The sequence below is a fragment of the Amycolatopsis sp. NPDC051102 genome (assembly GCF_040682815.1).
Lineage (GTDB): Bacteria > Actinomycetota > Actinomycetes > Mycobacteriales > Pseudonocardiaceae > Amycolatopsis.
The window spans coordinates 69,342-92,982 of record NZ_JBFBBT010000030.1; the positions used below are offsets into that span (position 1 = coordinate 69,342).

Consider the following 23,641-nt stretch of genomic DNA (forward strand, 5'->3'; position numbering starts at 1 on the left):
TGTTCGTCCTAAGCGGACTCCTGGCGCAGGATCGGCAGGGTCGACGTGAGCGCTCCGGTGGCGACGCCGGCGCCGACTCCGGCCCACGCCAGGGGACCCAGCGGGGTGCAGCCGAAGAACTGGCTGACTCCCGGTGTCTGCACGATCGCCGCCAGCGCGAGGGCCGAGCCGACCGCCGTGCCCACCACCAGCGGGCTGCGGCGGCGGCCGCGCAGGGTCTGGGCCAGCTGGGTGCCGACCAGGCCGCACAGCGCCATCGTGCTCGTGCGGCGCACCGTTCCCGGGGTGTACCGGCCGATCAGCCACGCCGTCGTCGCGCCGACGCCCGTCGTCACGCCGCGGCCGGTGATCGCGCGGTTCAGGCCCTTGCCGAGGCCCGCGGAACCGTCGTCGTCCGGGCGGGTGACCGCCACCGCCATCGCCGGGAACAGGTCCGTCAGCAGGTTGACCAGCAGCAGCTGCCGGGTGCCCAGTGGCGAGTCGCCCGACAGGAGCGTGCCCAGCACCGAAAAGCCGATCTCGCCCGCGTTGCCGCCGACCAGGATCACCACCGCGTCCGACACGCTGCGCCACAGCGCGCGGCCCTCGGCCACCGCCTCCAGCAGGACGGTGAGGTCGTCGTCGGTCAGCGCCACGTCGGCCGCGGTGCGGGCGGCGGTCGAGGCACGGGCGCGCACGCCGATGCCGACGTCCGCGGCGCGGATGGCCGCCGCGTCGTTCGCGCCGTCGCCGACCATCGCCGTCACCCGCCCGGCTTCCCGCAACGCCTCCACGACCTGCAGCTTCTGTTCCGGTGCGACGCGGGCGATCACGCCGGCGCCGGACAGCAGCCGCGCCCGGCCGGCGCCGTCCAGCCGGGCCAGCTCGTCGCCGGTGACGACCGGCGCGTCGGCCGGCCAGCCCAGTGACGTCGCGATGGCCCTCGCGGTGTTCGGGTGGTCCCCGGTGAGCATCACCGGCGCCACGCCGGCCGCGCGCAGCCCGGCGATCAACGGCCCGGCCGTGGGCCGCAGCGTGTCGGCCAGCCCGAGGAACCCGAGGAACTCCAGGTCCGCGAGCACCTCCTGGTCGCCGTCGAGGTCCGGCCCGGCCTGCCGGGACGCCACCGCGAGCACCCGCAATCCCTGGTCCGCCAACGCTTCCGCGGCCTTCGCCAGCTCGTCCGCGCCGGCGCAGGCGGGCAGGACGACCTCCGGCGCGCCCTTGACGAGCAGCACCGGATCGCCGCCGCCGGCCCGGCCGATCGTCGCCGAGTAGCCCCGGTTCGCCTCGAACGGCTGGCCGGCGAGCTCGGTCCAGTCCTCGTCCGGGCCGGCCGCGGCCAGCACGGCGTGGTCGGTGGCGTGGGCCCGCACGTGGGGGTCGTCCAGGGTGCCCGGGCACGCCCGGGCGGCCGCCCGCAGCACCGCGTCCCCGGCCTCCGGCTCGCGCGCCCGGCCGTCCGGTCCGGTCGTGGTGACCACGCGCAGCCGGTTCTCGGTCAGCGTGCCGGTCTTGTCGAAGCAGACGACGTCCAGGCGCCCCAGCGCTTCCAGCGCCCGCGGGGCCCGGACGAGGATCCCGCGTGCGGACAGCCGCCGGGCCGCCGCCCGCTGCGCCACCGTGGCCACCAGCGGCAGCCCCTCGGGCACCGCGGCGACGGCGATCGCCACCCCGCCGGCCAGCGCCCGGCGCAGCGGACGGCCGCGGATCGCCGAGAGGCCCGTGACGAGCGCGCCGCCGAGCATCGTCAGCGGCAGCGCCCGGCGGGTCAGGTCCTGCAGCCGCGCCTGGATGCCCACCGCGGCGGCGGTCCGGGTGGCCAGCTCCACCGCCCGGCCGGCCACGGTCTCCGAGCCGACCGCGACGACCACCGCCGTGCCTTCCCCGCTGACCACCGTGGTGCCGGCGAAGGCCAGGCAGCTGCGCTCGGCCACCGGCGCGCCCGGCACCGGGTCGAGCTGCTTGGCGACCGGCAGCGACTCGCCGGTCAGCGCGGACTCGTCGACCTCGAGGTCGTTGGCGGTGAGCAGGCGGACGTCGGCCGGGACGACGTCGCCGACGCGCAGCTCGATCCGGTCGCCGGGCCGCAACGTCCGCGCGTCGACGACCCGGCCGCCCGCGCGGCGGGCCCGCTGCCGCTCGCCGTCCCGCAGCTTCGCCAGCGCGCGGCGGCCGCGGAACTGCTGGGCGCCGCCGACGACGGCGTTCAGCCCCATCGCCGCGGCCACCAGCAGCGCGTCGACCGGCGAACCGACCACCGCGGACGCGACCGCGCCGAGCGCCAGCACCGGGGTGAGCGGGTCGTTGAGCTCGGCGGCGACGTCGGCGGCCAGGCCGGTCCCGAACCGGACCGGCGCCGCGGCCGGGTGCCGGGCCACCGCGCCGGCGACCGCGCGCACCCGCCGCGTCAGGAGGTCCCGGTGCGTCGGCTCGGGGGTCGCGGCCGCGATCCGCCGGAGGACTTCGTCGCCGGTCAGCTCGTGCCAGGCGATCCGGGCCCGGCCGGCGGGTGGCCGTGCCGCGGCGACGCGGACCGCGGCGAACGTGCCCATCGCGAGCCCGGTCAGGCCGCCGAGCAGGACCGGGTCCAGCCGGGGCAGGACCGGGACCAGCGGCCGCCCCCGGCGTGACATCAGCAGCAGCCCGCCGATCAGGCCGCCCGCGGTGGCCACGCGGGTGGCCCGCTTGCTGTTCGCCCGCGCGGCCGCCGCCGCCCGCAGCACCCGCCACACGCCGGGCAGGCCCGGCTGGACGACGAGGTCGGCGCCCCACAGCACCGGGGCGTTCCGGTCGGCGAGCGCGACGCACAGGTCGCCGGCGAACAGGCCCGCCACCTCGTCGCAGCCCGGCGTGCACCGGGCGGGCGGCCGCCCGACGGTGAGCACGACCCGGCCCTCGTCCTGCAGCCGCGTCACCACCCCGGCGAACGGCTCGTCCGTGACGTCGTCGGCGAGCGCGGCGAACTCGCCGAGGCGGTCGCGGGCGGCCGTCCCGGTGATGACGACCCGCGCCTCGGCCCGGCGGGCCGCGTCCAGCACGGCTTCGGCGTGCGGATCCAGCCCGGCTTCGCCGTGCAGGGCGTCGGCGTGCAGCACGACGGTGTCCACTGTGTCCAGTGCCTTGAGCCGGTCGGGGTCGCGGACGAGGACGCCTTCGCGGGCGAACGCCGTGCCCATCGCGGTGTGGAAGGCGGTGTCGGCGTACCGGGCGGGCATCGGGGACGTCATCAGGAACGCTTTGGCGGCTTCACGGGGGTTCCGGCGCACCAGCAGGTCGGCCAGCGCGGCGAGCAGGCCGCCGCCGACGGCGGTGCGGGCGTAGTCCTCCATCGGCGCGCGGACCCGCCGCTGCGGCGGGGTGAGGCCGAGGCTGGGCCGGTCCGGCGAGCACAGCTCGTCGTGCCCGGCGTCGAACGCGGTGAGCCGGGCGACCGCCTCGGTGAGCTGGCCGGCGCGCAGGACGGCGTCCAGCGCGAGCTCCCAGGGGTCCTGGCTCAGCCCGCGCACGGCGGCGGACACGCCCGACCGCGCCAGTTCGGCGGTGTACCAGCCGAACCGTTCGTCCAGCGCCGCCCGGACGGCCGGGTGTTCCCGTGCCGCGGACACCGCGGCGCGCACCCCTTCGTGCAGCCGCCCGGAGCGGGCGCCCGCCGACACGGCCAGGCCGGCGACGTCCATCGCCAGTGCGAGCGCCGCCGCCCGCACGCCGTAGGTGTCGCCGGGGTGGGCGGGCGCGCAGTCACCCGGCTCGGCCGGCGTCAGCCCGTGCTCCCCGCACCGGCCGGCTATCCAGGCGGTCACGCGGTCCGCCGCGGCCTCCTCGGCCAGGTGGATCGCCACGCTGCCGAGCCCGTCGTCCCAATAGGCCCCGGCGACGTCGGCGTGCGCGGCCAATGCGGCGGCGAACGCGGCCACGTCGGCGTGCTCGCCGGGCCGCAGCGGCACGTGCAGCCGCCGCCCGGCCCGCCACACGGCGGTGCGGGCGCCCGCGGCGTTGCGCACGACCCGGGTGGCCCGCACGGCCGTGCGGGCGGTCGTCCGGGTCGCTTCCCCCGCGGTCCCGGTCACGCCCGCGGCCAGTTCCCCGGCGAGCGGGCCGAGCGCCGAGACCACCTTCCTCGCCTGCTGCGTCACGAGGACCGGCCCGGTCAGGGCCAGCACGGCCCCGGCCTTCGTCACCGCGAACAACCCACCGAGCACCGCGAACCTCCGCCTGCCGACCGTCTCGGGCGGCGTTCCCCGGTGGACGGCGGTCAAAACCCGGGTCCGCCCGATCGCGGGACACCCCGAGTGTTGCCTTGACGTGCACGGCAACGTCTAGCTTCGGGGCGTGAAGTTCGGAATCAGCTACAGCACGCCGGTTTTCGGGACCGACCCCGGCACGCTCGCCGGGTTCGCCCGCGATGCGGAGGAGTGCGGGTTCGAGTCGTTGTACCTGCCGGAGCACGTCGCGCTGTACCCCGGCGCCCGGGTCGGGCCGATGGAGCTGCCGCCGTCGCTGCCGTACCCCGATCCGCTGGAGTGCCTGAGTTTCGTCGCGGCGGTCACCGGCCGCATCCTGCTGGGCACCGGCGTGCTGCTGCTGCCGTACCACCACCCGGTGGTGCTGGCCAAGCGGCTGGCGACGATCGATGTGCTCTCCGGCGGGCGCATGCGGCTGCTCACCGTGGGCGTCGGCGCGCTGCCCGGCGAGGCTCGCGCGGCGGGCGTCGAGTTCGCGACCCGCGGCCGCCGCGCCGACGAGGCGATCGACGTCCTGCGCCTGCTGTGGGCGGGCGGCGAGGAGGGCGTCTCCTTCGACGGCGAGTTCTTCTCCTTCGAAGACGTCTGCAGCTTTCCGAAACCCCTGTCCGCGCGCGAGCTGCCGATCCACGTCGGCGGGTCGAGCACGGCGGCGGCGCGCCGGGCGGGCCTGCGCGGCGACGGCTACTTCCCCGGCGGCAGGCTGACGCCGGAGGAGCGCCGCCGCCAGTTCGACCTGGCCCGGACGACGGCGAAGGAGGCGGGCCGCGACCCGGAAGCCTTGCAGTACACGCGGTGGGGGTCGCTCGATGTGTCCACATCGGACGTCGAAGAGCTGGCCGCGCAGGGCGTGACCCGCCTGGTCGTCACGACGACCACGGCGGAGCCCGCGCGCCGGCGGGCGGAGATGGCGGCGTTCGCGGCGCGGTTCGGCCTCGGTTAACCGGCTCCGTCCACAAGGGACTCGATGCCCGGCGGCAGGCTCGCCCGCCGGGCCGGGTCGGCCACGGACCCCACGATGGCGGTCCGCAGCGCGCGCACCGCCCGGGTGGGTTCGACGTCGGCGCGGTGGGCCAGCTGCACCACGCGGGTCATCCCGGCGCCCGGCGCGAACCGGGTCACCGGGAACCGGTCGCCGGCCACCGTGCGCGGGACCACCGCCGCGCCCACTCCCGCGCGCACCAGCTCCAGGACCGCGTCCATCTCGCCGCCTTCGATCGCGAACGACGGTTCGAACCCCGCGGCGCGGCACGCGTTGACGGTGGCCTCGCGGACGTCGTAGCCGCGGCGGAACATCACCAGCGGGACGTCGGCGAGCTCCTCGATGCCGAGCCGGTCGCCCGCGACCGGGGCGTCGGCGGGGGAGATCACCACCAGCTCCTCCAGCAGCAGCGGCGTCGCCGTCAGGCCGGCGTCGGCCGCCGTCCGGGTGCCCGCCAGCAGCGCCAGGTCCAGCGCGCCTTCGGCGAGCCGCTGCCGCAGGTCGCCCGAGCCGCTTTCGTGCAGCTCCAGCCGGATGCCCGGGTACCGGCGGCGGAACGCCGCGAGCATCGCGGGCAGCAGGCCCGTGCACAGGCTCGGCGGCGCGCCCAGCCGGACGCGGCCGCGGTCCAGCTCGTCCAGTTCCCGGATGGCCAGCCGGGCGGTCTCGGTCTCCGCGAGGATCCGGCGCGCGATCGGCAGCAGGGTTTCGCCGGCTTCGGTGAGCGAGACGTTGCCGCGGATCCGGTGGAACAGCGGCGCGCCCAGGTCGTGTTCGAGGGCGCGGATCTGCTGCGACAGCGACGGCTGGGCGACGCGCATCTGCTCGGCGGCGCGGGTGAAGTGCCGGTGTTCGGCCACGGCGACGAAGTAGGCGAGCTGGTGGAACTGCACCCGCTCACCATAGTCCAAGGCTATCGACAACAGAGTTATCATGTCTTTGACCTCTGGTGAACGCGCTCCTACCGTCGGTCGGGTGGCAACTGACCTCGCACCCGCGCCGCTGCGGCGCTTCTGGGCGTCGACCATCGGCAAGAAGGCCGTGATGGCGGTGAGCGGCCTGCTCCTGCTCGCCTTCGTGTTCGCGCACATGGTCGGCAACCTGAAGACGTTCCTGGGCGCGGCCGAGCTCAACCACTACGCGGGCTGGCTGCGCACGATCGGCGAACCGGTGCTGCGCCGCGAGTGGTTCCTCTGGCTGCAGCGCGCGGTCCTGCTCGCCGCGCTGGTCCTGCACGTCACCGCGGCGGTGCAGCTGGCCCGGCGCGACCTGCGGGCCCGCCCGGTCCGGTACGTCCACCGGCGGCCCGTCCGCGCGACCTTCGCCGTGCGGACCATGCGCTGGGGCGGCGCGACCCTGGCGGTGTTCCTCGTCTGGCACATCCTCGACTTCACCGTCGGCACGGTGAACCGCGGCTTCGTCCCCGGCGACCCGTACCACAACCTCGTCGCCGACTTCCAGGTCTGGTGGGTGAACCTGATCTACCTGCTCGCCCTGGCCATGCTGGGGCTGCACATCCACCACGGCTTCGCGAGCGCCGCACGCACGCTGGGTGTCGCGGGCGCGAAGCGGGAGCGGGCGATCAAGATCCTCGGCAGCACGACGGCGGTCGTGGTCGCGGGCGGCTACGCCCTCGTCCCGGTCGCCATCATGACGGGACTGGTGCACTGATGTCCGATTACCGCGTGGGCGACCCGATCGCCGACACCAAGGCCCCCGCCGTCCCCCTGGAAAACCGGTGGGACGAACGGAAGTTCGCCGCGAAACTGGTGAACCCGGCGAACCGGCGCCGGCACCGGGTGATCGTCGTGGGCACCGGGCTGGCCGGCGGCTCGGCCGGGGCGACGCTGGCCGAGCAGGGCTACCACGTCGTGCAGTTCTGCTTCCAGGACTCGCCGCGGCGCGCGCACTCCGTCGCGGCCCAGGGCGGCATCAACGCCGCGAAGAACTACCGCAACGACGGCGACTCGGTGTACCGGCTCTTCCACGACACGGTCAAGGGCGGCGACTTCCGGGCGCGGGAGTCCAATGTGTACCGGCTGGCCCAGGTGTCGGCGCAGATCATCGACCAGGCCGTGGCCCAGGGCGTGCCGTTCGCCCGGGAGTACGGCGGCCTGCTCGACACCCGGTCCTTCGGCGGGGTGCAGGTGCAGCGGACGTTCTACGCGCGCGGCCAGACGGGCCAGCAGCTGCTGATCGGCGCGTACCAGGCGCTGTCCCGGCAGATCGACGCCGGGAACGTGGAACTGCACGCGCGCACGGAGATGCTCGACCTCGTCGTGTCCGGCGGCCGCGCCCGCGGCATCGTCGCGCGCGACCTCGTCACCGGCGAGATCACCACGCACCTCGCGGACGCCGTCGTGCTCGCGACCGGCGGTTACGGCAACGTCTTCTACCTTTCGACCAACGCGAAGGGCTCCAACGCCTCGGCGATCTGGCGGGCGCACAAGCGCGGTGCCTACTTCGCGAACCCGTGCTTCACCCAGATCCACCCGACGTGCATCCCGCGCTCGGGCGAGCACCAGTCGAAGCTGACGCTGATGAGCGAGTCGCTGCGCAACGACGGCCGGATCTGGGTGCCGAAGCGCGCGGGTGACCCGCGGCCGCCGGGGGAGATCCCCGAGGACGAACGCGACTACTACCTCGAACGCCTGTACCCGAGCTTCGGCAACCTCGTGCCGCGGGACATCGCTTCGCGCGCGGCGAAGAACGTCTGCGACGCCGGGCTCGGCGTCGGCCCCGGCGGCCTGGGCGTCTACCTCGACTTCGCCGACGCGATCGCGCGGCTGGGGCGTCCGGCGATCGAAGCCCGCTACGGCAACCTCTTCGACATGTACCAGCGCATCACCGCGGAGGACCCCTACACCGTGCCGATGCGGATCTACCCGGCCATCCACTACACGATGGGCGGGCTGTGGGTGGACTACGACCTGCAGAGCACGATCCCCGGCCTGTTCGTGATCGGCGAGGCGAACTTCTCCGATCACGGCGCGAACCGGCTCGGCGCGTCGGCCCTCATGCAGGGCCTCGCGGACGGCTACTTCGTGCTGCCGGCGACGCTGAACGACTACCTCGGTGGCACGCGGCTCGGCGACGTCGGTACCGGCGAAGTCGCGCGGGTCGAGGCCGAGGTCCGCGCCCGGATCGACCGGCTGCTGACCGTCGGCGGAACGCGTTCGGTGGACTCGTTCCACCGGGAGCTGGGCCTGCTGATGTGGGACCACTGCGGGATGTCCCGCACGCGCGAAGGCCTGCGCAAGGCGCTGGACCGGGTGCCGGAGCTGCGCGCCGAGTTCTGGCGCGACGTCCGGATCCCCGGCGGCCGGGAGTTCAACCAGGAGCTGGAGAAGGCGAACCGCGTCGCGGACTTCCTCGAGCTGGCCGAGCTGATGCTCCTCGACGCACTCGCCCGCGAGGAGTCCTGCGGCGGCCACTTCCGCGAGGAACACCGGACCCCGGAGGGCGAAGCCCTGCGGGACGACGAGAACTTCGCCCACGTCGCCGCGTGGGAGTACGGCAGCCCGCCGGTGCTGCACCGCGAGGAACTGGTCTTCGAGCACGTCCACCCGACCCAACGGAGCTACACGTGAAACTCACCGTCCGCGTCTGGCGGCAGGCCGGGCCGGCCGCCGAAGGCCGGCTGGTCGCCTACCCGGTCGACGGCGTCAGCCCGGACATGTCCTTCCTCGAACTGCTCGACGTGCTGAACCAGGAGCTGATCGCCGCCGGCGAGGAGCCGGTGGCGTTCGACCACGACTGCCGCGAGGGCATCTGCGGCTCCTGCGGCGTCGTGATCAACGGACAGGCGCACGGGCCCGAACGCACGACGTCGTGCCAGCTGCACCTGCGCTCCTTCGCCGACGGCGACGTCGTCGACGTGGAACCGTGGCGCGCCAAGGGGTTCCCGGTGATCAAGGACCTGGTGGTCGACCGGTCGGCGCTCGACCGGATCGTCCAGGCCGGCGGGTACGTCAGCGCGCCGACCGGCAGCGCCCCGGACGCCCACGCGACCCCGGTCCCCAAGCCGGACGCGGACCTGGCGTTCGACAACGCGACGTGCATCGGCTGCGGCGCCTGCGTGGCGGCGTGCCCGAACGGCTCCGCGACGCTCTTCACGGCGGCGAAGGTGACCCACCTGAGCCTGCTGCCGCAGGGCGGTCCCGAACGCGCGCGGCGGGTGCTCGACATGGTCGAGGCGATGGACGCCGAGGGCTTCGGCGGCTGCACCAACACCGGCGAGTGCGTGGCGTCCTGCCCGAAGGGCATCCCGTTCGCCAGCATCACCACGCTCAACCGGGAGTTCCTCGCGGCTACCCGGGCCCGATAACCGGTGGCGCCGCGGGCGCCGCGCGGGGTTGACTCGGAGCGTGCCCGACCTCCCGCGCCCGCAGCGCATCACCGTCGACGCCGGGCAGGTGCGCCGGCTCGTCGCCGGCCAGTTCCCGCAGTGGGCGGACCTCCCCGTCCGGCCCGTGGCCCGTGGCGGGTGGGACAACTTCACCTTCCACCTCGGCGACGCCCTGGTGGTCCGCCTGCCCAGCGCGGCCGAGTACGCCCTGGCGGTCGGCAAGGAACACCGGTGGCTGCCGGAGCTCGCTCCACGGCTGCCGCTGCCTGTCCCGGCGCCCTTGGCGGCGGGGCGGCCTGACGCCGGCTATCCCTTCGAGTGGTCGGTTTACCCGTGGCTGCCCGGCGAGCCGGCGAGCGCGGAAGGTGTGGCCGACCCCGTCGGTTTCGCCGTCGACCTGGCCGCGTTGCAGAGCGTCGATGCGGCCGAGGGCCCGCAGCCGGGGCTCCACAACTGGTTCCGCGGCGCGGGTCTGCGCACCTACGCCGGATCGGTCGAGCGTGCGCTCACGACCCTCGACGGTCAAGTCGACACCGGGCGGGCCCGCGAGATCTGGCAGACCGCACTGGACGCGCACTGGGACGGGGTGGACCGCTGGTTCCACGGCGACGTCGCGCCCGGCAACCTCCTGCTCGGCGACGGCCGGCTGGCGGCGGTCATCGACTTCGGGACGTGCGGGGTCGGCGACCCGGCGTGCGACACGGCGATCGCGTGGACGCTGCTGACCGCCGAAGGGCGCGAGGCGTTCCGCGAGCGGCTGTCCCTCGACGAGGCGACGTGGGCGCGCGGGCGGGGCTGGGCGCTGTGGAAGACGCTGATCACGTGCGCGCAGAAGCCCGATCCGGACGCGCGCCGGGTGCTGGCCGAGATCTTCGCCGAGTACTCAGGCCGGAGCGAATCCCGGTAGCAGCGCGGCGAACCGGCGGCGGCCGCGCGCGGTGATCTGCAGCTCCCGGTCGCCGGCACCCCGGCGGACGAGGCCGTCGGCGAGGAACGCGGCCAGCACCTCGTGCCCCAGGACACCGCCCAGGTGCGGAACCCGGTGGGTGCGGTCCAGGCAGGCGGTGGCCGGGCGACGGCGGCCGGGATCCACCTCCGACGGCGTCACACCGAGGTCGTGGAACGCCGAAAGGTCCTCGCCGAGCGACACCTCCGGCGCCGACCCGTCCGGTGGCCGCACCGCGCCGCGCTCGACCAGCAGGGCGAACACCGCGACGCCGAGCCGTCCGGCTGCGTGGTCGTAGCAGGTGTGGGCGATGTCCGCGCCCGACTCGGCGCGGTCCGGCGGGGCGATGGTGTCGTTGCCCGCGTAGTGCGCGAGAGCCGTGAGCACGGGCAGGAGGTCATCGCGGCCGACGCGGTACAGCGCGTGCCGTCCGGCGTGTTCGACGGTCACCAGCCCGGCCGCCCGCAGCCGGGCCAGGTGGTTGCCCAGCCGCGGCGCCGTGACGCCGAGGGCGTCGGCCAGCTGCACCATCGTGTGCGGGCCCTCGGCGGCCAGCACCTGCAGGGCCGTGAGCCGCACCGGATCGGCGAGCTCGCGCGTCAGCTCGACGATCGCGCCCTGGACGGCGTTGCCCGCCTCGACCAGTCCGCCCATCACCCGTCCCTTCCGCACGGCGAGCCTAACACGCTTCATGGGACGCTGAACGATCGTTGCGCGTCGGCGCGCACCATGCTTACCATTCACGTCTCCGTGAAGGGTGGTTGCATGCGAAGTCTGCTCTGGGGCCGCGGGGTGTCCGCCCTCGGCGACGGCCTGTGGTTCACCATCTGGGCGCTGTACTTCACCCGGATCGCCGGCATCCCGCCGGTCACGGTCGGCGTGGGGCTCGCGGTGGCGAGCGCGGCGGGCATGGCCGCCGCGGTGCCGCTGGGCGCGCTGGCCGACCGGGCCGGCGCGCGGCCGGTGCTAATCGTGCTCACGCTCGTGCGGGGCGCCGCGATGGCCGCCTACCTGGCGGTCGGCGGCACCTGGTCGTTCGTGGCCGTGACGATCCCGTTCACCGCCTTGGCGACCGGCGGCACCGCGGTGCGGACGGCGCTGATCACCGGCCTGGTCACCGAGCCCGCGCACCGGGTGCGCGTGCTGGCGCAGCAACGGGTCGCCCAGCACGTCGGGTACGCCGTCGGAGCCGGCCTCGGCGCGCTCGTCCTGACGGCCGACGCGCGGTGGGCGTACACCTTGGCGATCGTCGTCAACTCCGTGAGCTTCCTCGTGCTCGCCGTCGCGACGCTGCGGGTGCCCGCGCCCGCCGCGCGGCCGGCGGACCGCCCGGCGGTCCGGGCGGTGCTCGGCGACCGGCCGTACCTGGCCGTCGTCGCGGCCACGGCGGTGCTTTCCCTGTGCTGGGCCATGTTGTCGGCCGGGCTGCCGCTGTGGCTGGCGGACTGGACGCGGCTCCCGCTGGGGCTGGGCGGGGTCGTGGTCGTGTTGAGTTCGGTGGGCATCGCGGTGTTCCAGGTGCCGTTCGCGCGGTTCGCGCGCACGACGGCCCAGGCCGCGCGGACGGCGGTGGTGTCCGGCGTCGTGCTCGCCGCGAGCTGCGTGCTGCTGGCCACGACGTCCGGGGGCGCCGGCGCGGGCGCGGTCACCGTCGTGGTGCTGGCCGCGCTGCTGCACATCGTGGGGGAGCTGGGCTACGTGGCCGCCAACTGGGGCCTTTCGGTGCGCCTGATGCGCGAAGACGCCAAGGGCGCCTACCAAGGCGTCACCGAAGCGGCCACGGCGACCGTGCAGATGCTGGGTCCCGGCGTGTTCACGCTCGCGGTGGGCGGCCTCGGCGGCCTGGGGTGGCTGCTGGTGGCACTGGTGTTCCTCGCCGCCGTCGCTCCCGTGCCGGCGTTGACCCGCTGGGCGGTCCGCACGCGCGAGCCGGCCGGCCGAGCGACGCACGTCACGCCCGCCGGCCGGAACACCGGCGGTGGCCCGACGTTGTAATGGGTGTCGGTACGGCGGTGTCCCCGGGCCTCACCCCTTGCCTTCACGGAATACCTGTCACGACGGAGCCGTGTTGTGCCTTTCGCCGCGAGGCGACCCCCGTACCGGCCTCGAACTCCCGCTTCCGCTCGCAGGTCGACCCCCCTCGGACCTCCGCCGGGCGGAAGCGGGACCGTTTATCCCCGTCTGCCGCGGGAACATCGGGTGCGGCGGTGCCCGCCCGGTGTCCGAGCTCAGCCCGTGGTCTCCACAACCCGGGTGTCCGGACGGGCCACCGCTGCCATCAGCGGGTGCCAGCGCGTCGCGTCGAAGATCAGGGAAATGGCCTCGATCTTCCCGTCCCGCAACCGGAAGTGCTCGGCCGTGTGCTGGGTGCCGACCGGTGTGGCGGTGTGCACGTCGTAGACGAGCGTGGCTTCCGACTCGCCGTAGAGCTCGCTGATCAGGTCGACCCCGGTGACGATCCCGACGAAGGCGGCCAGCCCGTCGAGGTGGCCGCGCGCGTCGGTGGCGGAGAGCAGCGGGCTGCGGAAGGTGAACGTGGCGGCCAGCTGCGCGGCCGCGGCGGTCACGTCGCCGTCGAAGCGGGCCCGGTGGTAGGCGCGGACGGTTTCGCGGGTCCGGTCGGTCATCGGTCCTCCAGGTAGCGGGCGAGGTGGTGCTGGTTTTCCACCAGCCGCAGGCACAGGTGCCGCAGCTGCGTCGTCTCGGCGTCGGTGAACCCGCGGAAGAGCGCGGCCATCGCCAGCTGCGACGGCCGCCGGAACTCCTCGAGCCAGGTCCGGCCGCCGGCAGTGATCCGGACCAGCACGGACCGCCGGTCGCGCGGGTCGGGGACCCGCTCGGCGAACCCGGCCCGTTCCAGGGTGTCGACCAGGCCGGTCACGTTCCGGGAGCTCACCCCGGCGGAGGCGGCGAGGTCCTTGACGTTCGAGCCGCCGGTGCCGAGCCGGATCAGGATGTCGAGGGCGCCGGGGCTGAGCCCGCGGCTGTCGGTGCCGTGGGAGCGCAGCTGGTCCAGGCTCCGGGCGGCGGTGCGGACGGCCGCGGCGGCTTCCAGCACGCCGGTGTCCTCGCCGAGGGTGAACCCGGCCAGCGCGCTGCGGACGTCGGGGGAGTAGAGCCGGTCGTCGGGGTCGCGGGCGAGATTGGGTACGTCGTTCATAGTGAAGTACTACATTAGTACGTACTTCCATATCTCTGTCAACGGCCTGTCCGCTCGCAGGCGTTAACCAGGCTTTCGCCCGGCGTTAGCCTCGGTCCCGGGACAGGTTCGCTCTTCGCCGCCCATACTGACCCGGCTCGCCACCACGACACCCCCGGAGTCCCCATGACGGACGTCAACCGACGACGTTTTCTGCAGCTGGCCGGCGGTACCGCCGCCCTTTCCGCGCTGTCCACCAGCATCGCCCGCGCGGCGGAGATCCCCGCCTTCCACCGCACCGGGACGCTGCGGGACGTCGAGCACATCGTGGTGCTGATGCAGGAGAACCGGTCGTTCGACCACTACTTCGGCACGCTGCGCGGCGTCCGCGGCTTCGGCGACCCGCGCCCGGTGACGCTGGCGAACGGCAAGTCCGTCTGGGCGCAGTCGGACGGCAAGCGCGACATCCTGCCGTTCCGCCCCGAAGCGGACAACCTGGGCCTGCAGTTCATCCAGGACCTCCCGCACGGCTGGAAGGACACGCACGCGGCGTGGAACGGCGGCAAGTACGACAAGTGGGTGCCCGCCAAGGGCTCGACCACGATGGCGTACCTGACCCGCGAGGACATCCCGTTCCACTACGCCCTCGCCGACTCGTTCACCATCTGCGACGCCTACCACTGCTCGTTCATGGGCTCGACCGACCCGAACCGCTACTACATGTGGACCGGCTACACGGGCAACGACGGCAAGGGCGGCGGACCGGTCCTCGGCAACGACGAAAAGGGCTATTCCTGGACGACCTACCCCGAGCGGCTCGAGCAGGCGGGCGTGTCCTGGAAGATCTACCAGGACATCGGCGACGGCCTCGACGCCGCCGGCGGCTGGGGCTGGATCGACGACGCCTACCGCGGCAACTACGGCGACAACTCGCTGCTGTACTTCGACTCCTACCGCAACGCCAAGCCCGGCGACGCCCTGTACGAGAAGGCCCGCACCGGCACGAACGCGAAGGCGGGCGAGGGCTACTTCGACCGGCTTCGCGCCGACGTCAAGGCCGGCAAGCTGCCGCAGGTTTCGTGGATCACCGCCCCGGAAGCGTTCTGCGAGCACCCGAACTGGCCGGTGAACTACGGCGCCTGGTACATCGCGCAGGTGCTGGACGCGCTCACCGCGAACCCCGAGGTGTGGAGCAAGACCGCGCTGTTCATCACCTACGACGAGAACGACGGCTTCTTCGACCACGTCGTCCCGCCGTACGCGACGGCCGGCCAGTCCACTGTGGACACGAACGGGGAGATCTACGCGGGCTCGGCGTCGAACCCGGCCGGCCCGTACGGGCTCGGCCAGCGCGTGCCGATGCTGGTGGTGTCGCCGTGGAGCAAGGGCGGCTGGGTGTGCTCGGAGACGTTCGACCACACGTCGATCATCCGGTTCATGGAACGCCGGTTCGGCGTGCACGAACCGAACATCACGGCCTGGCGCCGCTCGGTGTGCGGTGACCTGACCTCGGCGTTCGACTTCGCGCGCACCGACACCGCGGTCCCGGCGCTGCCGGACACGGCCGGCTACCTCCCGCCCGACCGCGAGCGTCACCCGGACTACGTGCCCGCGGTCCCGGCCCGCGCGGTGCTGCCGAAGCAGGAGCCGGGGCAGCGCCCGGCCCGCGCCCTGCCGTACGACCTGGCCGCGGACGCCCGGACGGCACCGGACGGCCTGCACCTGACGTTCGCCAACCAGGGCCGCGCGGGCGCGACGTTCTACGTGACGTCGCCGGGCGGCGAGCCGCGGACGTACACGGCGGGCGCCGGCCGCTCGCTCACGGCGACGCTGCCGGTGTCCGGCGGCTACGACTACACGGCTTACGGCCCGAACGGGTTCGTCCGGCAGTTCCGCGGCGCCGCCGCGGCCGGCCCCGAGGTGAGCGTGCGGCCGGACGGCCGCAGCGGGAACCTGTCGCTGGTCCTGACGAACAACGGCCCGGCGGCGGTGCGGCTGACGTTGACGGACGCCTACGGCCGCTGCTCGACGACCCGCGTGCTGCGTCCGGGCGCGCGCGTGGTCGAGGTGGTGGAGACGCGGCGCAGCGGCAACTGGTACGACGTTTCGGTCGGTTCGGACCACGACCCGCGTTTCCTGCGCCGGGTGGCGGGCCACCTCGAGACGGGCCGGCCGAGCACGAGCGACCCGAACATCATTTCGCACTGAGCGGGATCCGCTCCCGATCGGGCGCCGTTGTCACCCGGCCGTGCCCGGAGGTTCACCCGGCCGCGTCCCCGCGCGTTGCGGGGCCGCGGCCGCGGTGGGAGCGTCGGGAGATCGACTGCTTTCCCACCACGGAACCAGGAGTGCGGATGACCACGACAGAAATGCCGGCGGTGCACGAGTGCACGGTGAGCGGCTGTTCCTACAACCACGACGGCTGCCACGCGTTCGCGATCACGGTAGGCGGCGACAACGGTTCGGCGGACTGCGGCACGTTCGTCCCGCTGAACACGAAGGGCGGCCTGGACCGGGTGGTGGCCCAGGTAGGAGCGTGCTCCCGAGCGGACTGCCGCCACAATTCGGCGCTGGAGTGCACGGCCTCGAGCATCCGGGTCGGCCCGGGGGAGGGCGGCCACGCGGCCAACTGCCTGACGTACACGAAGTAGGGAAGCCGGGGAGCCTCGCGGCGGGGTCAGGCCGCGAGGCTCCCGGGCGGCCTGCGGCGGTCGGGTTCGGCCGCGCTGACGGCGAGGTGGACCTGGCGGCTGTCGGCGAGTGGGGTTCGGCCGGTGGCACGCACCGCGCACCTCGGCCCGGCCGCCGCTCAGCGGCCCGGGCCCGGGCGCTTTCGGCTGTTGGCGCGCGTATTTGGTTGGTGGCGGCGCAGGTGTGCTGATCGCGCACCGCGCACCTTGGCCCGGCCGTCGCGTAGGCGGCTGGGCTGCGGAGGAGCCCCGGGCCGCTTCTCGGCTACCGGCGCGCGAATTCGTTCGATGGCAACGGAAGCGTGCCGGCGAGCGGTCCACAACCAGCCGTCACGCCACCGCGAACTCCAGTGCCGTCCGTCCGTCGGACACCGCCGCCGTCCCGCGCGGCGCCAGGCCGCACTCCGCCGCCAACGCCTCCAGCTCGGCCACCGTCCGTTCCCGGCCGCCGAAGCACATCAGCATGAACAAATCGATCGCCGTGCCCGCTCCCTGGCGCAGCGGCTCGATCACCACCACCGTTCCCGCCGGCGCCGCGGCCTCGCGGCAGCTCGCCAGGATCCGGCGGGCGTGGTCGTCGTCCCAGTCGTGCAGGATGTCCGACAGCACGTACGCGTCCGCGCCCGGCGGCAGCGGGTCGAAGAAACTCCCCGCCACCGCGCTCGCCCGGTCGCCGAACCCGGCCGCCGCGAACCGGGCCGCCGCCGCCGTCGCCGAGGGGGCCAGGTCCAGCACCTCGCCGCGGACCGCGGGATGCGCGCGCAGGATCTCCGCGAGCAGCAGGCCGTCGCCCCCGCCGACGTCGACGATCCGGGGGAACCTGCCCCACTCGAACCGCTCGGCGATCTGCGGCGCCTGCACCCGGAACCGCCAGCCCATCTGCGCGTCGAACGAGCGCCGCAACCGCGGCTCGGCGTCGATGTCCGCCCAGAACCCGCGCCCGTACCGGCGTTCGTACGCCGGCTCGCCCGTGGTGATCGTGCCCAGCAGGTCGGTGAACGCCAGTTCCGCGCGCCCGCCGGCGCGGTTGATGTCGAGCAGCACCTTGGCGTCTTCCGTGCGCAGCTGCGCGCCGAGGTCCGTGGGCCGGTAGCTCCCTGACTCCGCGTCGAACGCGAACACCCCGGCCGTGACCAGGTGATCGAGCAGGCAGGTCAGCGCCGCGGGAGACGTGCCGGTTCCGGACGCGAGCTCGGCGGCGGTGCCCGCGTGGTCCCCCAGGCCGAGTGTCGCCGCCACCCGGATGGCCATGGGCGTCGCCAGGTCCGCCATGGCGAGGATCGACTGGTCCATCCGGCCAGCGTAGTGACATCATGGCCCGGGGTCGATCGGCAAACCGAACGAAGGGCGCCACTGGTGGACGCTTTACCGAACGACGACGGCGGTCCGTCGATCCGCGACATGCTGGCGGTGAACCTCCGCGCGGCCCGGGCGGCGCGCGGCCTGTCGCTGTCGGAGCTGTCCCGGCGCTCGGGCATCGGCAAGGCGACGCTGTCGCAGCTCGAAGGCGGCACCGGCAACCCGACCATCGAGACCGTGTTCAGCCTGTCGCGAGTCCTCGAGGTGGCGATCTCCGACCTGCTCGACCACCGGCCGCGCGGCGGCCTGACCGTCGTCCGGGCGGCCGACGTCGAGGTGCTCCGCGGCGAAGGCGTCGACCTGCGGCCGCTTCGCCGCATCGAAGCGGAAAACAGCGTCTTCGAGGTGTACGACCAGACGGTCCGCGGCGACGCGCCGCAGCGGTCGCAGGGGCACGTCGGCGTCGAGCACACCGTGGTGCAGACGGGGGAGCTGCGCGTCGAGGTGGCCGGCCGGACCGTCGACCTCGGGCCCGGCGACTACGTCGCGTTCGACGCCCGCGAGCCGCACAGCTACGTCGCCCTCGCCGCTCCCGTGCAGTCGGTGCTCCTGCTGCAGTACCGCGCGGACGAACGGCTCGACGGCCGGCCGCACCCCGTCCTGCAGGATTGACACCAGCCTGTTCGTTCGCTATACCGAACGCTGGAGGGTCGATGAACCGAACGCGGGTGGTGGTGATCGGCGCCGGCATCGTCGGCGCCGCGTGCGCCAGGGAACTCACCCTGGCCGGCTTCGACGTCCTGGTTCTCGACCGAGGCCGACCCGCGGGCGGCACGACGTCGCACGGCGAAGGCAACATCCTTGTCTCCGACAAGGGCCCGGGCGCGGAGCTCGCGCTCGCACAGCTGTCCGCCCGGCTGTGGCCGCGGCTGATGGCCGAGGTCGAGCCGCGCGCGGCGGCCGCTACGGAGTACGACCCGAAGGGCGGCATCGTCGTCGCCACCACCGAAGCCGGCGCCGCCGTGCTCCTCGCCTTCGCCGAGACGCAGGCCGCGGCCGGGGTCCGCACCGAACTGCTCGACGCGGCGGCCGTCGCGGCGGCCGAACCCGCGCTCACCCGCGAGGTGACCGCCGCGGTCCGCTACCCGGAGGACGCCCAGGTCCAGCCGGCCGGCGCCGCGCTGGCCCTGCTGGGTTCGGCGCTCCACCACGGCGCCCGGCTGCGCACCGAAGCCGAGGTCACCGGGGCCCGGACCCAGGGCGGCCGGATCACCGGCGTGCGCGTGCCGGGCGAAGTCGTCGAAGCGGACGTCGTGGTGAACGCGGCCGGACCGTGGTCGGGGCTGGTGTCGGCCCGCCTCGGGGCGCCGATCGCGGTCCGCCCTCGCCGGGGCGAGGTCCTGGTGACCACGCCGATGCCGGGCGTGGTGCGGCACAAGGTCTACGACGCGGACTACGTCGGCGCGGTCGGCGCGGGCAGCGGCGACCTGCAGACGTCGGCGGTGGTGGAGTCGACGGCGGGCGGGACGATCCTGATCGGCTCGTCCCGCCGCCGCGTGGGCTTCGACGACACGATCCGCCCGGACGTGCTGGGCGCGATCGCGGCCAAGGCGGTCCGGCTCTTCCCGGCCCTGGCCGACGCGGCGGTGATGCGCGCGTACGGTGGCTTCCGGCCCTATGTGGACGATCACCTGCCGGTGCTCGGCGAGGACCCGCGACTGGGAAACCTTTGGCACGCCACGGGTCACGAAGGGGCGGGGATCGGCCTGAGCGTCGGGACCGCCCGGCTGCTGCGCGAACTGCTGACCGGCGAGGAGCCGTCGATGCCGGTGGAAGAGTTCACTGTGGACCGTCCGGCGGTGCTGGCGTGAGCGAGCCGATCGAGATCACCGTCGACGGCGAGGCCGTGCCCGGGATCGCCGGGCAGACCGTCGCCGGCGTGCTGCTCGCCGCCGGCCGGCTGTCCTGGCGCACCACGCGGTCCGGCGCGCCGCGCGGCGTCTTCTGCGGGATCGGCGCCTGCTTCGACTGCCTGCTCACCGTCAACGGCGTCGCCGACGTCCGCGCCTGCCGCCGCCGCGCCGCGGACGGCGACGAGATCCGGACCCAGACCCGGGAGGAGGGCGCGTGACGCACGTCGTCATCGTCGGTGCGGGGCCCGCCGGGCTCGCGGCGGCCGAGCACGCGCTCGCCGCCGGCGCCGAGGTCACCGTCCTGGACCAGGCGGACGTCCCCGGCGGGCAGTACCACCGGGGAGCCGCGCACCGGTTCGAGCCGCCCCTCGACCGGTGCCGGTGGTGGCCGGAAAGCACCGTCTGGGCGCTGGAGGGCAAGCGGGTCCACGTCCTGTGCGGCCCGGCCGACGGAACGGGCCGGCGTCGCCACACCCTCGAACCCGACGCGCTCGTCCTGGCCACCGGCGCGCACGACCGCGTCCTGCCCTTCCCCGGCTGGCAGCTGCCCGGCGTCTTCAGCGCGGGCGCCGCGCAGGCCCTGGCCAAGGGGGACCGGGTGGCCGCCGGACGGCGGGTGCTCGTCGCCGGGGCCGGCCCGTTCCTGTTGCCGGTCGCCGAGTCCCTGCTGGACGTAGGCGCCGGGGTACTCGCCGTCCTGGAGGCCAACCCGGTGCGCACCGTCCTCAAAGGATGGTCGTGGCGCGCGGCCGCCCACGCCGGGAAAGCGGCCGAACTGGTCCGGTACGCGGGCACGCTGGCCCGGCACCGCGTGCCGTACCGCACGGGCCGGGCGGTGATCGAGGCCCGCGGCGACGACCGGATCCGCGAAGCCGTCACCGCCCGCGTCCGCGCCGACTGGTCGGTCGTGCCCGGCACCGAACGCACCTGCGAAGTCGACGCCCTCTGCGTCGGGCACGGCTTCGTGCCGCAACCGGAGCTGGCCGTCGCGGCCGGCTGCGTCCTCGACGGCCCGTTCGTCCGGGTCGGCCGCGACCAGCGCACCAGCGTCGGCGGGGTGTTCGCCGCGGGGGAGCTCACCGGCATCGGCGGTGCGGCCGCCGCCGCGGCGGAAGGCGCGGTCGCCGGGTGGGCCGCCGCCGGCAGGACGCCGGGCCGAGCGCTGCTCGGACGGCGTGACCGCACCCGCGCCTTCGCCCGCCTGCTGGCCGCCGCCCACCCGATCGGCGCCGCGTGGCCCGGCTGGCTGCGCGACGACACCGTCGTCTGCCGCTGCGAGGAAACCACCTACGGCGACCTGAAAAGCGCCGCCGCGGACCCGGCCCGGCCCGGTCCGCACGCGCTCAAGCTCGGCACCCGTGCCGGGCTCGGGCCGTGCCAGGGCCGGATGTGCGGCGCCGCCGTCGCCGCGCTGTGCGGGGGCTCCGAGCGTCACCACCGTCCGATCGCCCAGCCGATCCGCTTGGGCGAGCTCGCCGATCCGAAGGAGACCCCAGCATGAGCACCCGCGACCTCGGCGGCGTGGTCGTCGCCGCCGCGCTGCCCTACCGGGCCGATGACGCCGCGCCTGCCGGGCTGGCCGTCGACTACGACGCCTACGCCGAACACTGCCGCTGGCTCGTCGGCAACGGCTGCCGCGGCGTCGGGCCGAACGGCTCCCTCGGCGAGTACTCCTCGCTCACCGACGAGGAACGCCGCCGCGTTGCCCGCACCGCGATCGAGGCCGTCGGGTCCGACGGGATCGTCGTCGTCGGCGTGCACGCCCCGGGCGCGCACCAGGCGCGGGCCTGGGCCGAGGCAGCGGCCGAGGACGGCGCGCACGGTGTCCTGTGCCTGCCGCCGACGCTCTACCGCGCCAACCGCGGCGAGGTGCTCGCCCACTTCGAGGCGGTCGCGTCGGCCGGGCTGCCGGTGATGGTCTACAACAACCCGCTGGACACCAAGGTCGACCTCACGCCCGACCTGCTGGCCGAGATCGCGCAGATCGACAACGTCGTGGCGGTCAAGGAGTTCTCCGGCGACGTCCGCCGGGTGCTGGAGATCCGCGAGCGAGCACCGGGGCTGGCCGTGATCGGCGGCGCCGACGACGTCGTCCTGGAGAGCCTGCTGATGGGCGCCACCGGCTGGTTCGCCGGGTTCCCCAACGTGTTCCCGGCCGAGTCGGCGCGCCTGTTCGAACTCGCCACGGCGGGCAAGCTCGAGGAGGCCAGGGCGCTCTACGAACCGCTGGTGGCGGCGTTCCGCTGGGATTCGCGCACCGAGTTCGTCCAGGCCATCAAGCTCGGGATGGACATGGTCGGCCGCCGCGGCGGGCCGTGCCGCCCGCCGCGGGGTCCGCTGTCGGACGCCCACCGCGAGCAGGTCCGCGCCGACATGGGCCGCGCGCTCGCGGCGCTGGGGGTGGCGTAGATGCGGTCCTCGCGCGCGATCACGGCGGTCGACTCGCACACCGAGGGCATGCCGACCCGGGTGGTGACCGGCGGCGTGGGCCCGATCCCCGGCGCCACGATGGCCGAGCGCCGCCGCTACTTCATGGCGCACCTGGACCACCTGCGGCAGTTCCTGATGAACGAGCCGCGCGGCCACTCCGCGATGAGCGGCGCGATCCTCCAGCCGCCGTGTCGCGAGGATGCCGACTGGGGCGTGGTGTACATCGAGGTGTCGGGCTGCCTGCCGATGTGCGGCCACGGCACGATCGGCGTCGCCACGGTGCTGGTGGAGACGGGCATGGTCGAGGTGACCGAGCCGACGACGGTCGTCCGCCTGGACACCCCGGCCGGGCTGGTGCACGCCGAGGTCTCCGTCCGCGACGGACGCGCCGAGCGGGTGAAGCTGCGCAACGTCCCGTCGTTCCTCGCCGAGCGGGACGCCGAGGTATCCGTGCCGGGCCTGGGTTCCGTCCGCTACGACCTCGCCTACGGCGGTAACTTTTACGCGATCCTGGACCTGTCCCGGCTGGACATCCCGTTCGACCGGGCGGAGAAGGACCGCATTCTGACCGCGGGCCTGGCGATCATGGCCGCGATCAACGAGCAGCGGCCGCCGCAGCACCCGGCGGACCCGCTGATCGGCGGCTGCAAGCACGTCCAGTTCCTCGCCCCGGGTTCGGACGCCCGCGCGTCGCGGAACGCGATGGCCATCCACCCCGGCTGGTTCGACCGGTCGCCGTGCGGCACGGGCACGTCGGCCCGGATGGCCCAGCTGCACGCCCGCGGCGAGCTGCCGCTGCACACGCCGTTCGAGAACTCGTCGTTCATCGGCACGACGTTCACGGGCGAGCTGGTCGAAGAGACGACGGTCGGTGGCGTGCCGGCGGTCGTCCCGGAGTTCTCCGGCCGCGCGTGGATCACGGGCACGGCCACCTACCTGCTCGATCCGTCCGACCCGTTCCCGGCGGGGTTCGTGCTCTAGGCAGGCTGCCAGAGCTCGATCCGGTTCCCTTCGGGATCGGTGACCCACCCGAACCGCCCGACACCGGCCATGTCCTGGACGTCGCCGGCCACGTCGGCCCCACGTTCCCGCAGCTGGGCGAGCATGGCGTCGAGGTCGCGGACCCGGAAGTTGAGCATGGTCTGCTGGGTGGCCGAGCCGAAGTAGTCCGTCCCGGCTTCGAAGGGCGCGAAGACGGTGGGGCCGGCTTCCTGCCGCCAGCTGCCGTGTTCGTCGGTGTCGAGGCCGAGGCAGTCCCGGTACCAGGCGCCGAGAGCAGCCGGGTCCGAAGCGCGGATGAAGTACCCACCGATGCCGAGCACACGTTCCATGGGCGCGATCCTGCCAGCGCGACGGCACGGCCGGGGTGGGCGACACGCAGGTCGCCCACCCCGGCCGCTAGCCGGCGGTGCAGGTCGCCGTCGTCTTCGACCGCCGCGGCGGCGCCGGTGGCCGAGGTGACGACACCGCCGAGGCCGATGACCGTGGCCGCAAGCAGGAGGAGGCCAGGACGAAACCGTGAAGCGTGCAACGAAGGTTTCGAATTGCGGTCGATTCGAAAGTTTCAGGCCCGGCTTACTCCTCCCGGCCGATTTCGGCGGCTTCGAGGACGGCGAGGGCGTCGGGGACGAGGACGGCGGCGGAGTAGTAGGCGGAGACGAGGTAGGAGAT

General features: G+C 74.3%; 22 protein-coding genes. 14 read left to right on the forward strand and 8 right to left on the reverse strand.

What is annotated here, in order from left to right; translation table 11 throughout:
* Positions 1–8: 8 nt before the first annotated feature.
* A complete protein-coding gene (locus AB0M93_RS44275) occupies positions 9–4,181 on the reverse strand; it encodes a cation-translocating P-type ATPase (protein ID WP_364286064.1) in 4,173 nt (1,390 codons plus the stop codon).
* 130 nt (positions 4,182–4,311) lie between these two features.
* Here AB0M93_RS44275 and AB0M93_RS44280 point away from each other — a divergent pair, with 130 nt between their 5' ends.
* Positions 4,312–5,166: an LLM class F420-dependent oxidoreductase gene (locus tag AB0M93_RS44280; protein WP_364286066.1), complete on the forward strand. Its 855-nt coding sequence runs from the start codon at positions 4,312–4,314 to the stop codon at positions 5,164–5,166.
* Here AB0M93_RS44280 and AB0M93_RS44285 read toward each other — a convergent pair.
* On the reverse strand, positions 5,163–6,098 hold the full coding sequence (locus tag AB0M93_RS44285) for a LysR substrate-binding domain-containing protein (protein ID WP_364286068.1): 936 nt from the start codon (positions 6,096–6,098) through the stop codon (positions 5,163–5,165). The two genes, AB0M93_RS44280 and AB0M93_RS44285, sit on opposite strands and share 4 nt — an antisense overlap.
* Before the next feature lie 82 nt (positions 6,099–6,180).
* Between AB0M93_RS44285 and AB0M93_RS44290 the strand changes: the two genes are divergently transcribed.
* Genes AB0M93_RS44290 through AB0M93_RS44305 form a run of 4 tightly spaced genes read left to right on the forward strand, consistent with a single transcriptional unit; the run spans position 6,181 to position 10,460 of the window.
* Positions 6,181–6,876 carry a succinate dehydrogenase cytochrome b subunit gene (locus AB0M93_RS44290; protein ID WP_364286070.1) on the forward strand — a complete coding sequence of 232 codons (696 nt, stop codon included), beginning with the start codon at positions 6,181–6,183 and terminating at the stop codon, positions 6,874–6,876.
* On the forward strand, positions 6,876–8,795 hold the full coding sequence (locus tag AB0M93_RS44295) for a fumarate reductase/succinate dehydrogenase flavoprotein subunit (RefSeq protein ID WP_364286072.1): 1,920 nt from the start codon (positions 6,876–6,878) through the stop codon (positions 8,793–8,795). Before AB0M93_RS44290 ends, AB0M93_RS44295 begins: the two co-directional genes overlap by 1 nt.
* Entirely contained in the window at positions 8,792–9,532 is a 741-nt protein-coding gene (locus tag AB0M93_RS44300) for a succinate dehydrogenase/fumarate reductase iron-sulfur subunit (protein ID WP_364286074.1), read from the forward strand. The genes AB0M93_RS44295 and AB0M93_RS44300 overlap by 4 nt, the downstream gene beginning before the upstream one ends.
* Positions 9,533–9,572: 40 nt before the next feature.
* Entirely contained in the window at positions 9,573–10,460 is an 888-nt protein-coding gene (locus tag AB0M93_RS44305; protein WP_364286076.1) for an aminoglycoside phosphotransferase family protein, read from the forward strand.
* Here the strand turns inward: AB0M93_RS44305 and AB0M93_RS44310 are convergent.
* Complete coding sequence (locus AB0M93_RS44310; protein WP_364286078.1) at positions 10,437–11,153, reverse strand: helix-turn-helix transcriptional regulator; 717 nt, start codon at positions 11,151–11,153, stop codon at positions 10,437–10,439. The two genes, AB0M93_RS44305 and AB0M93_RS44310, sit on opposite strands and share 24 nt — an antisense overlap.
* Before the next feature lie 111 nt (positions 11,154–11,264).
* Between AB0M93_RS44310 and AB0M93_RS44315 the strand changes: the two genes are divergently transcribed.
* Positions 11,265–12,494, forward strand: a complete 1,230-nt coding sequence (locus AB0M93_RS44315) for an MFS transporter (RefSeq protein ID WP_364286080.1) — start codon at positions 11,265–11,267, stop codon at positions 12,492–12,494.
* Between the two features lie 233 nt (positions 12,495–12,727).
* On the opposite strand, the gene AB0M93_RS44320 is transcribed toward AB0M93_RS44315, so the two are convergent.
* Positions 12,728–13,126, reverse strand: coding sequence for a hypothetical protein (locus AB0M93_RS44320; protein WP_364286082.1), 399 nt, complete (start codon positions 13,124–13,126; stop codon positions 12,728–12,730).
* Positions 13,123–13,659: a MarR family transcriptional regulator gene (locus tag AB0M93_RS44325; RefSeq protein ID WP_364286084.1), complete on the reverse strand. Its 537-nt coding sequence runs from the start codon at positions 13,657–13,659 to the stop codon at positions 13,123–13,125. Before AB0M93_RS44325 ends, AB0M93_RS44320 begins: the two co-directional genes overlap by 4 nt.
* Positions 13,660–13,824: 165 nt before the next feature.
* On the opposite strand from AB0M93_RS44325, the gene AB0M93_RS44330 reads away from it, so the two are divergent.
* Positions 13,825–15,846: a phosphocholine-specific phospholipase C gene (locus tag AB0M93_RS44330; protein ID WP_364286086.1), complete on the forward strand. Its 2,022-nt coding sequence runs from the start codon at positions 13,825–13,827 to the stop codon at positions 15,844–15,846.
* Between the two features lie 146 nt (positions 15,847–15,992).
* A complete protein-coding gene (locus AB0M93_RS44335) occupies positions 15,993–16,289 on the forward strand; it encodes a DUF1540 domain-containing protein (protein WP_364286088.1) in 297 nt (98 codons plus the stop codon).
* 369 nt (positions 16,290–16,658) lie between these two features.
* Here the strand turns inward: AB0M93_RS44335 and AB0M93_RS44340 are convergent, their stop codons facing one another.
* Positions 16,659–17,621, reverse strand: coding sequence for a methyltransferase (locus tag AB0M93_RS44340; protein ID WP_364286090.1), 963 nt, complete (start codon positions 17,619–17,621; stop codon positions 16,659–16,661).
* A gap of 108 nt (positions 17,622–17,729) precedes the next feature.
* Between AB0M93_RS44340 and AB0M93_RS44345 the strand changes: the two genes are divergently transcribed.
* The 6 genes from AB0M93_RS44345 to AB0M93_RS44370 are packed head-to-tail and all read left to right on the forward strand — an operon-like array spanning position 17,730 to position 22,951.
* Positions 17,730–18,299, forward strand: coding sequence for an XRE family transcriptional regulator (locus AB0M93_RS44345; RefSeq protein ID WP_364286107.1), 570 nt, complete (start codon positions 17,730–17,732; stop codon positions 18,297–18,299).
* Between the two features lie 41 nt (positions 18,300–18,340).
* Positions 18,341–19,498, forward strand: a complete 1,158-nt coding sequence (locus AB0M93_RS44350) for an FAD-dependent oxidoreductase (RefSeq protein ID WP_364286092.1) — start codon at positions 18,341–18,343, stop codon at positions 19,496–19,498.
* Positions 19,495–19,758 (forward strand): (2Fe-2S)-binding protein, encoded by a 264-nt coding sequence (locus AB0M93_RS44355; RefSeq protein WP_364250740.1) that lies wholly within the window; start codon positions 19,495–19,497, stop codon positions 19,756–19,758. The genes AB0M93_RS44350 and AB0M93_RS44355 overlap by 4 nt, the downstream gene beginning before the upstream one ends.
* Positions 19,755–21,041 (forward strand): NAD(P)/FAD-dependent oxidoreductase, encoded by a 1,287-nt coding sequence (locus AB0M93_RS44360; protein ID WP_364286093.1) that lies wholly within the window; start codon positions 19,755–19,757, stop codon positions 21,039–21,041. Before AB0M93_RS44355 ends, AB0M93_RS44360 begins: the two co-directional genes overlap by 4 nt.
* Positions 21,038–21,949: a dihydrodipicolinate synthase family protein gene (locus tag AB0M93_RS44365; RefSeq protein ID WP_364286095.1), complete on the forward strand. Its 912-nt coding sequence runs from the start codon at positions 21,038–21,040 to the stop codon at positions 21,947–21,949. Before AB0M93_RS44360 ends, AB0M93_RS44365 begins: the two co-directional genes overlap by 4 nt.
* Complete coding sequence (locus AB0M93_RS44370; protein ID WP_364286097.1) at positions 21,950–22,951, forward strand: proline racemase family protein; 1,002 nt, start codon at positions 21,950–21,952, stop codon at positions 22,949–22,951. It begins immediately after the preceding gene.
* Here AB0M93_RS44370 and AB0M93_RS44375 read toward each other — a convergent pair.
* Together AB0M93_RS44375 and AB0M93_RS44380 are read right to left on the reverse strand one after the other, a co-directional pair.
* Positions 22,948–23,301 carry a VOC family protein gene (locus AB0M93_RS44375; RefSeq protein WP_364286099.1) on the reverse strand — a complete coding sequence of 118 codons (354 nt, stop codon included), beginning with the start codon at positions 23,299–23,301 and terminating at the stop codon, positions 22,948–22,950. The genes AB0M93_RS44370 and AB0M93_RS44375 overlap by 4 nt on opposite strands.
* A gap of 244 nt (positions 23,302–23,545) precedes the next feature.
* A partial coding sequence (locus AB0M93_RS44380) for a hypothetical protein (RefSeq protein WP_364277061.1) occupies positions 23,546–23,641 on the reverse strand: 96 nt, incomplete at its 5' end.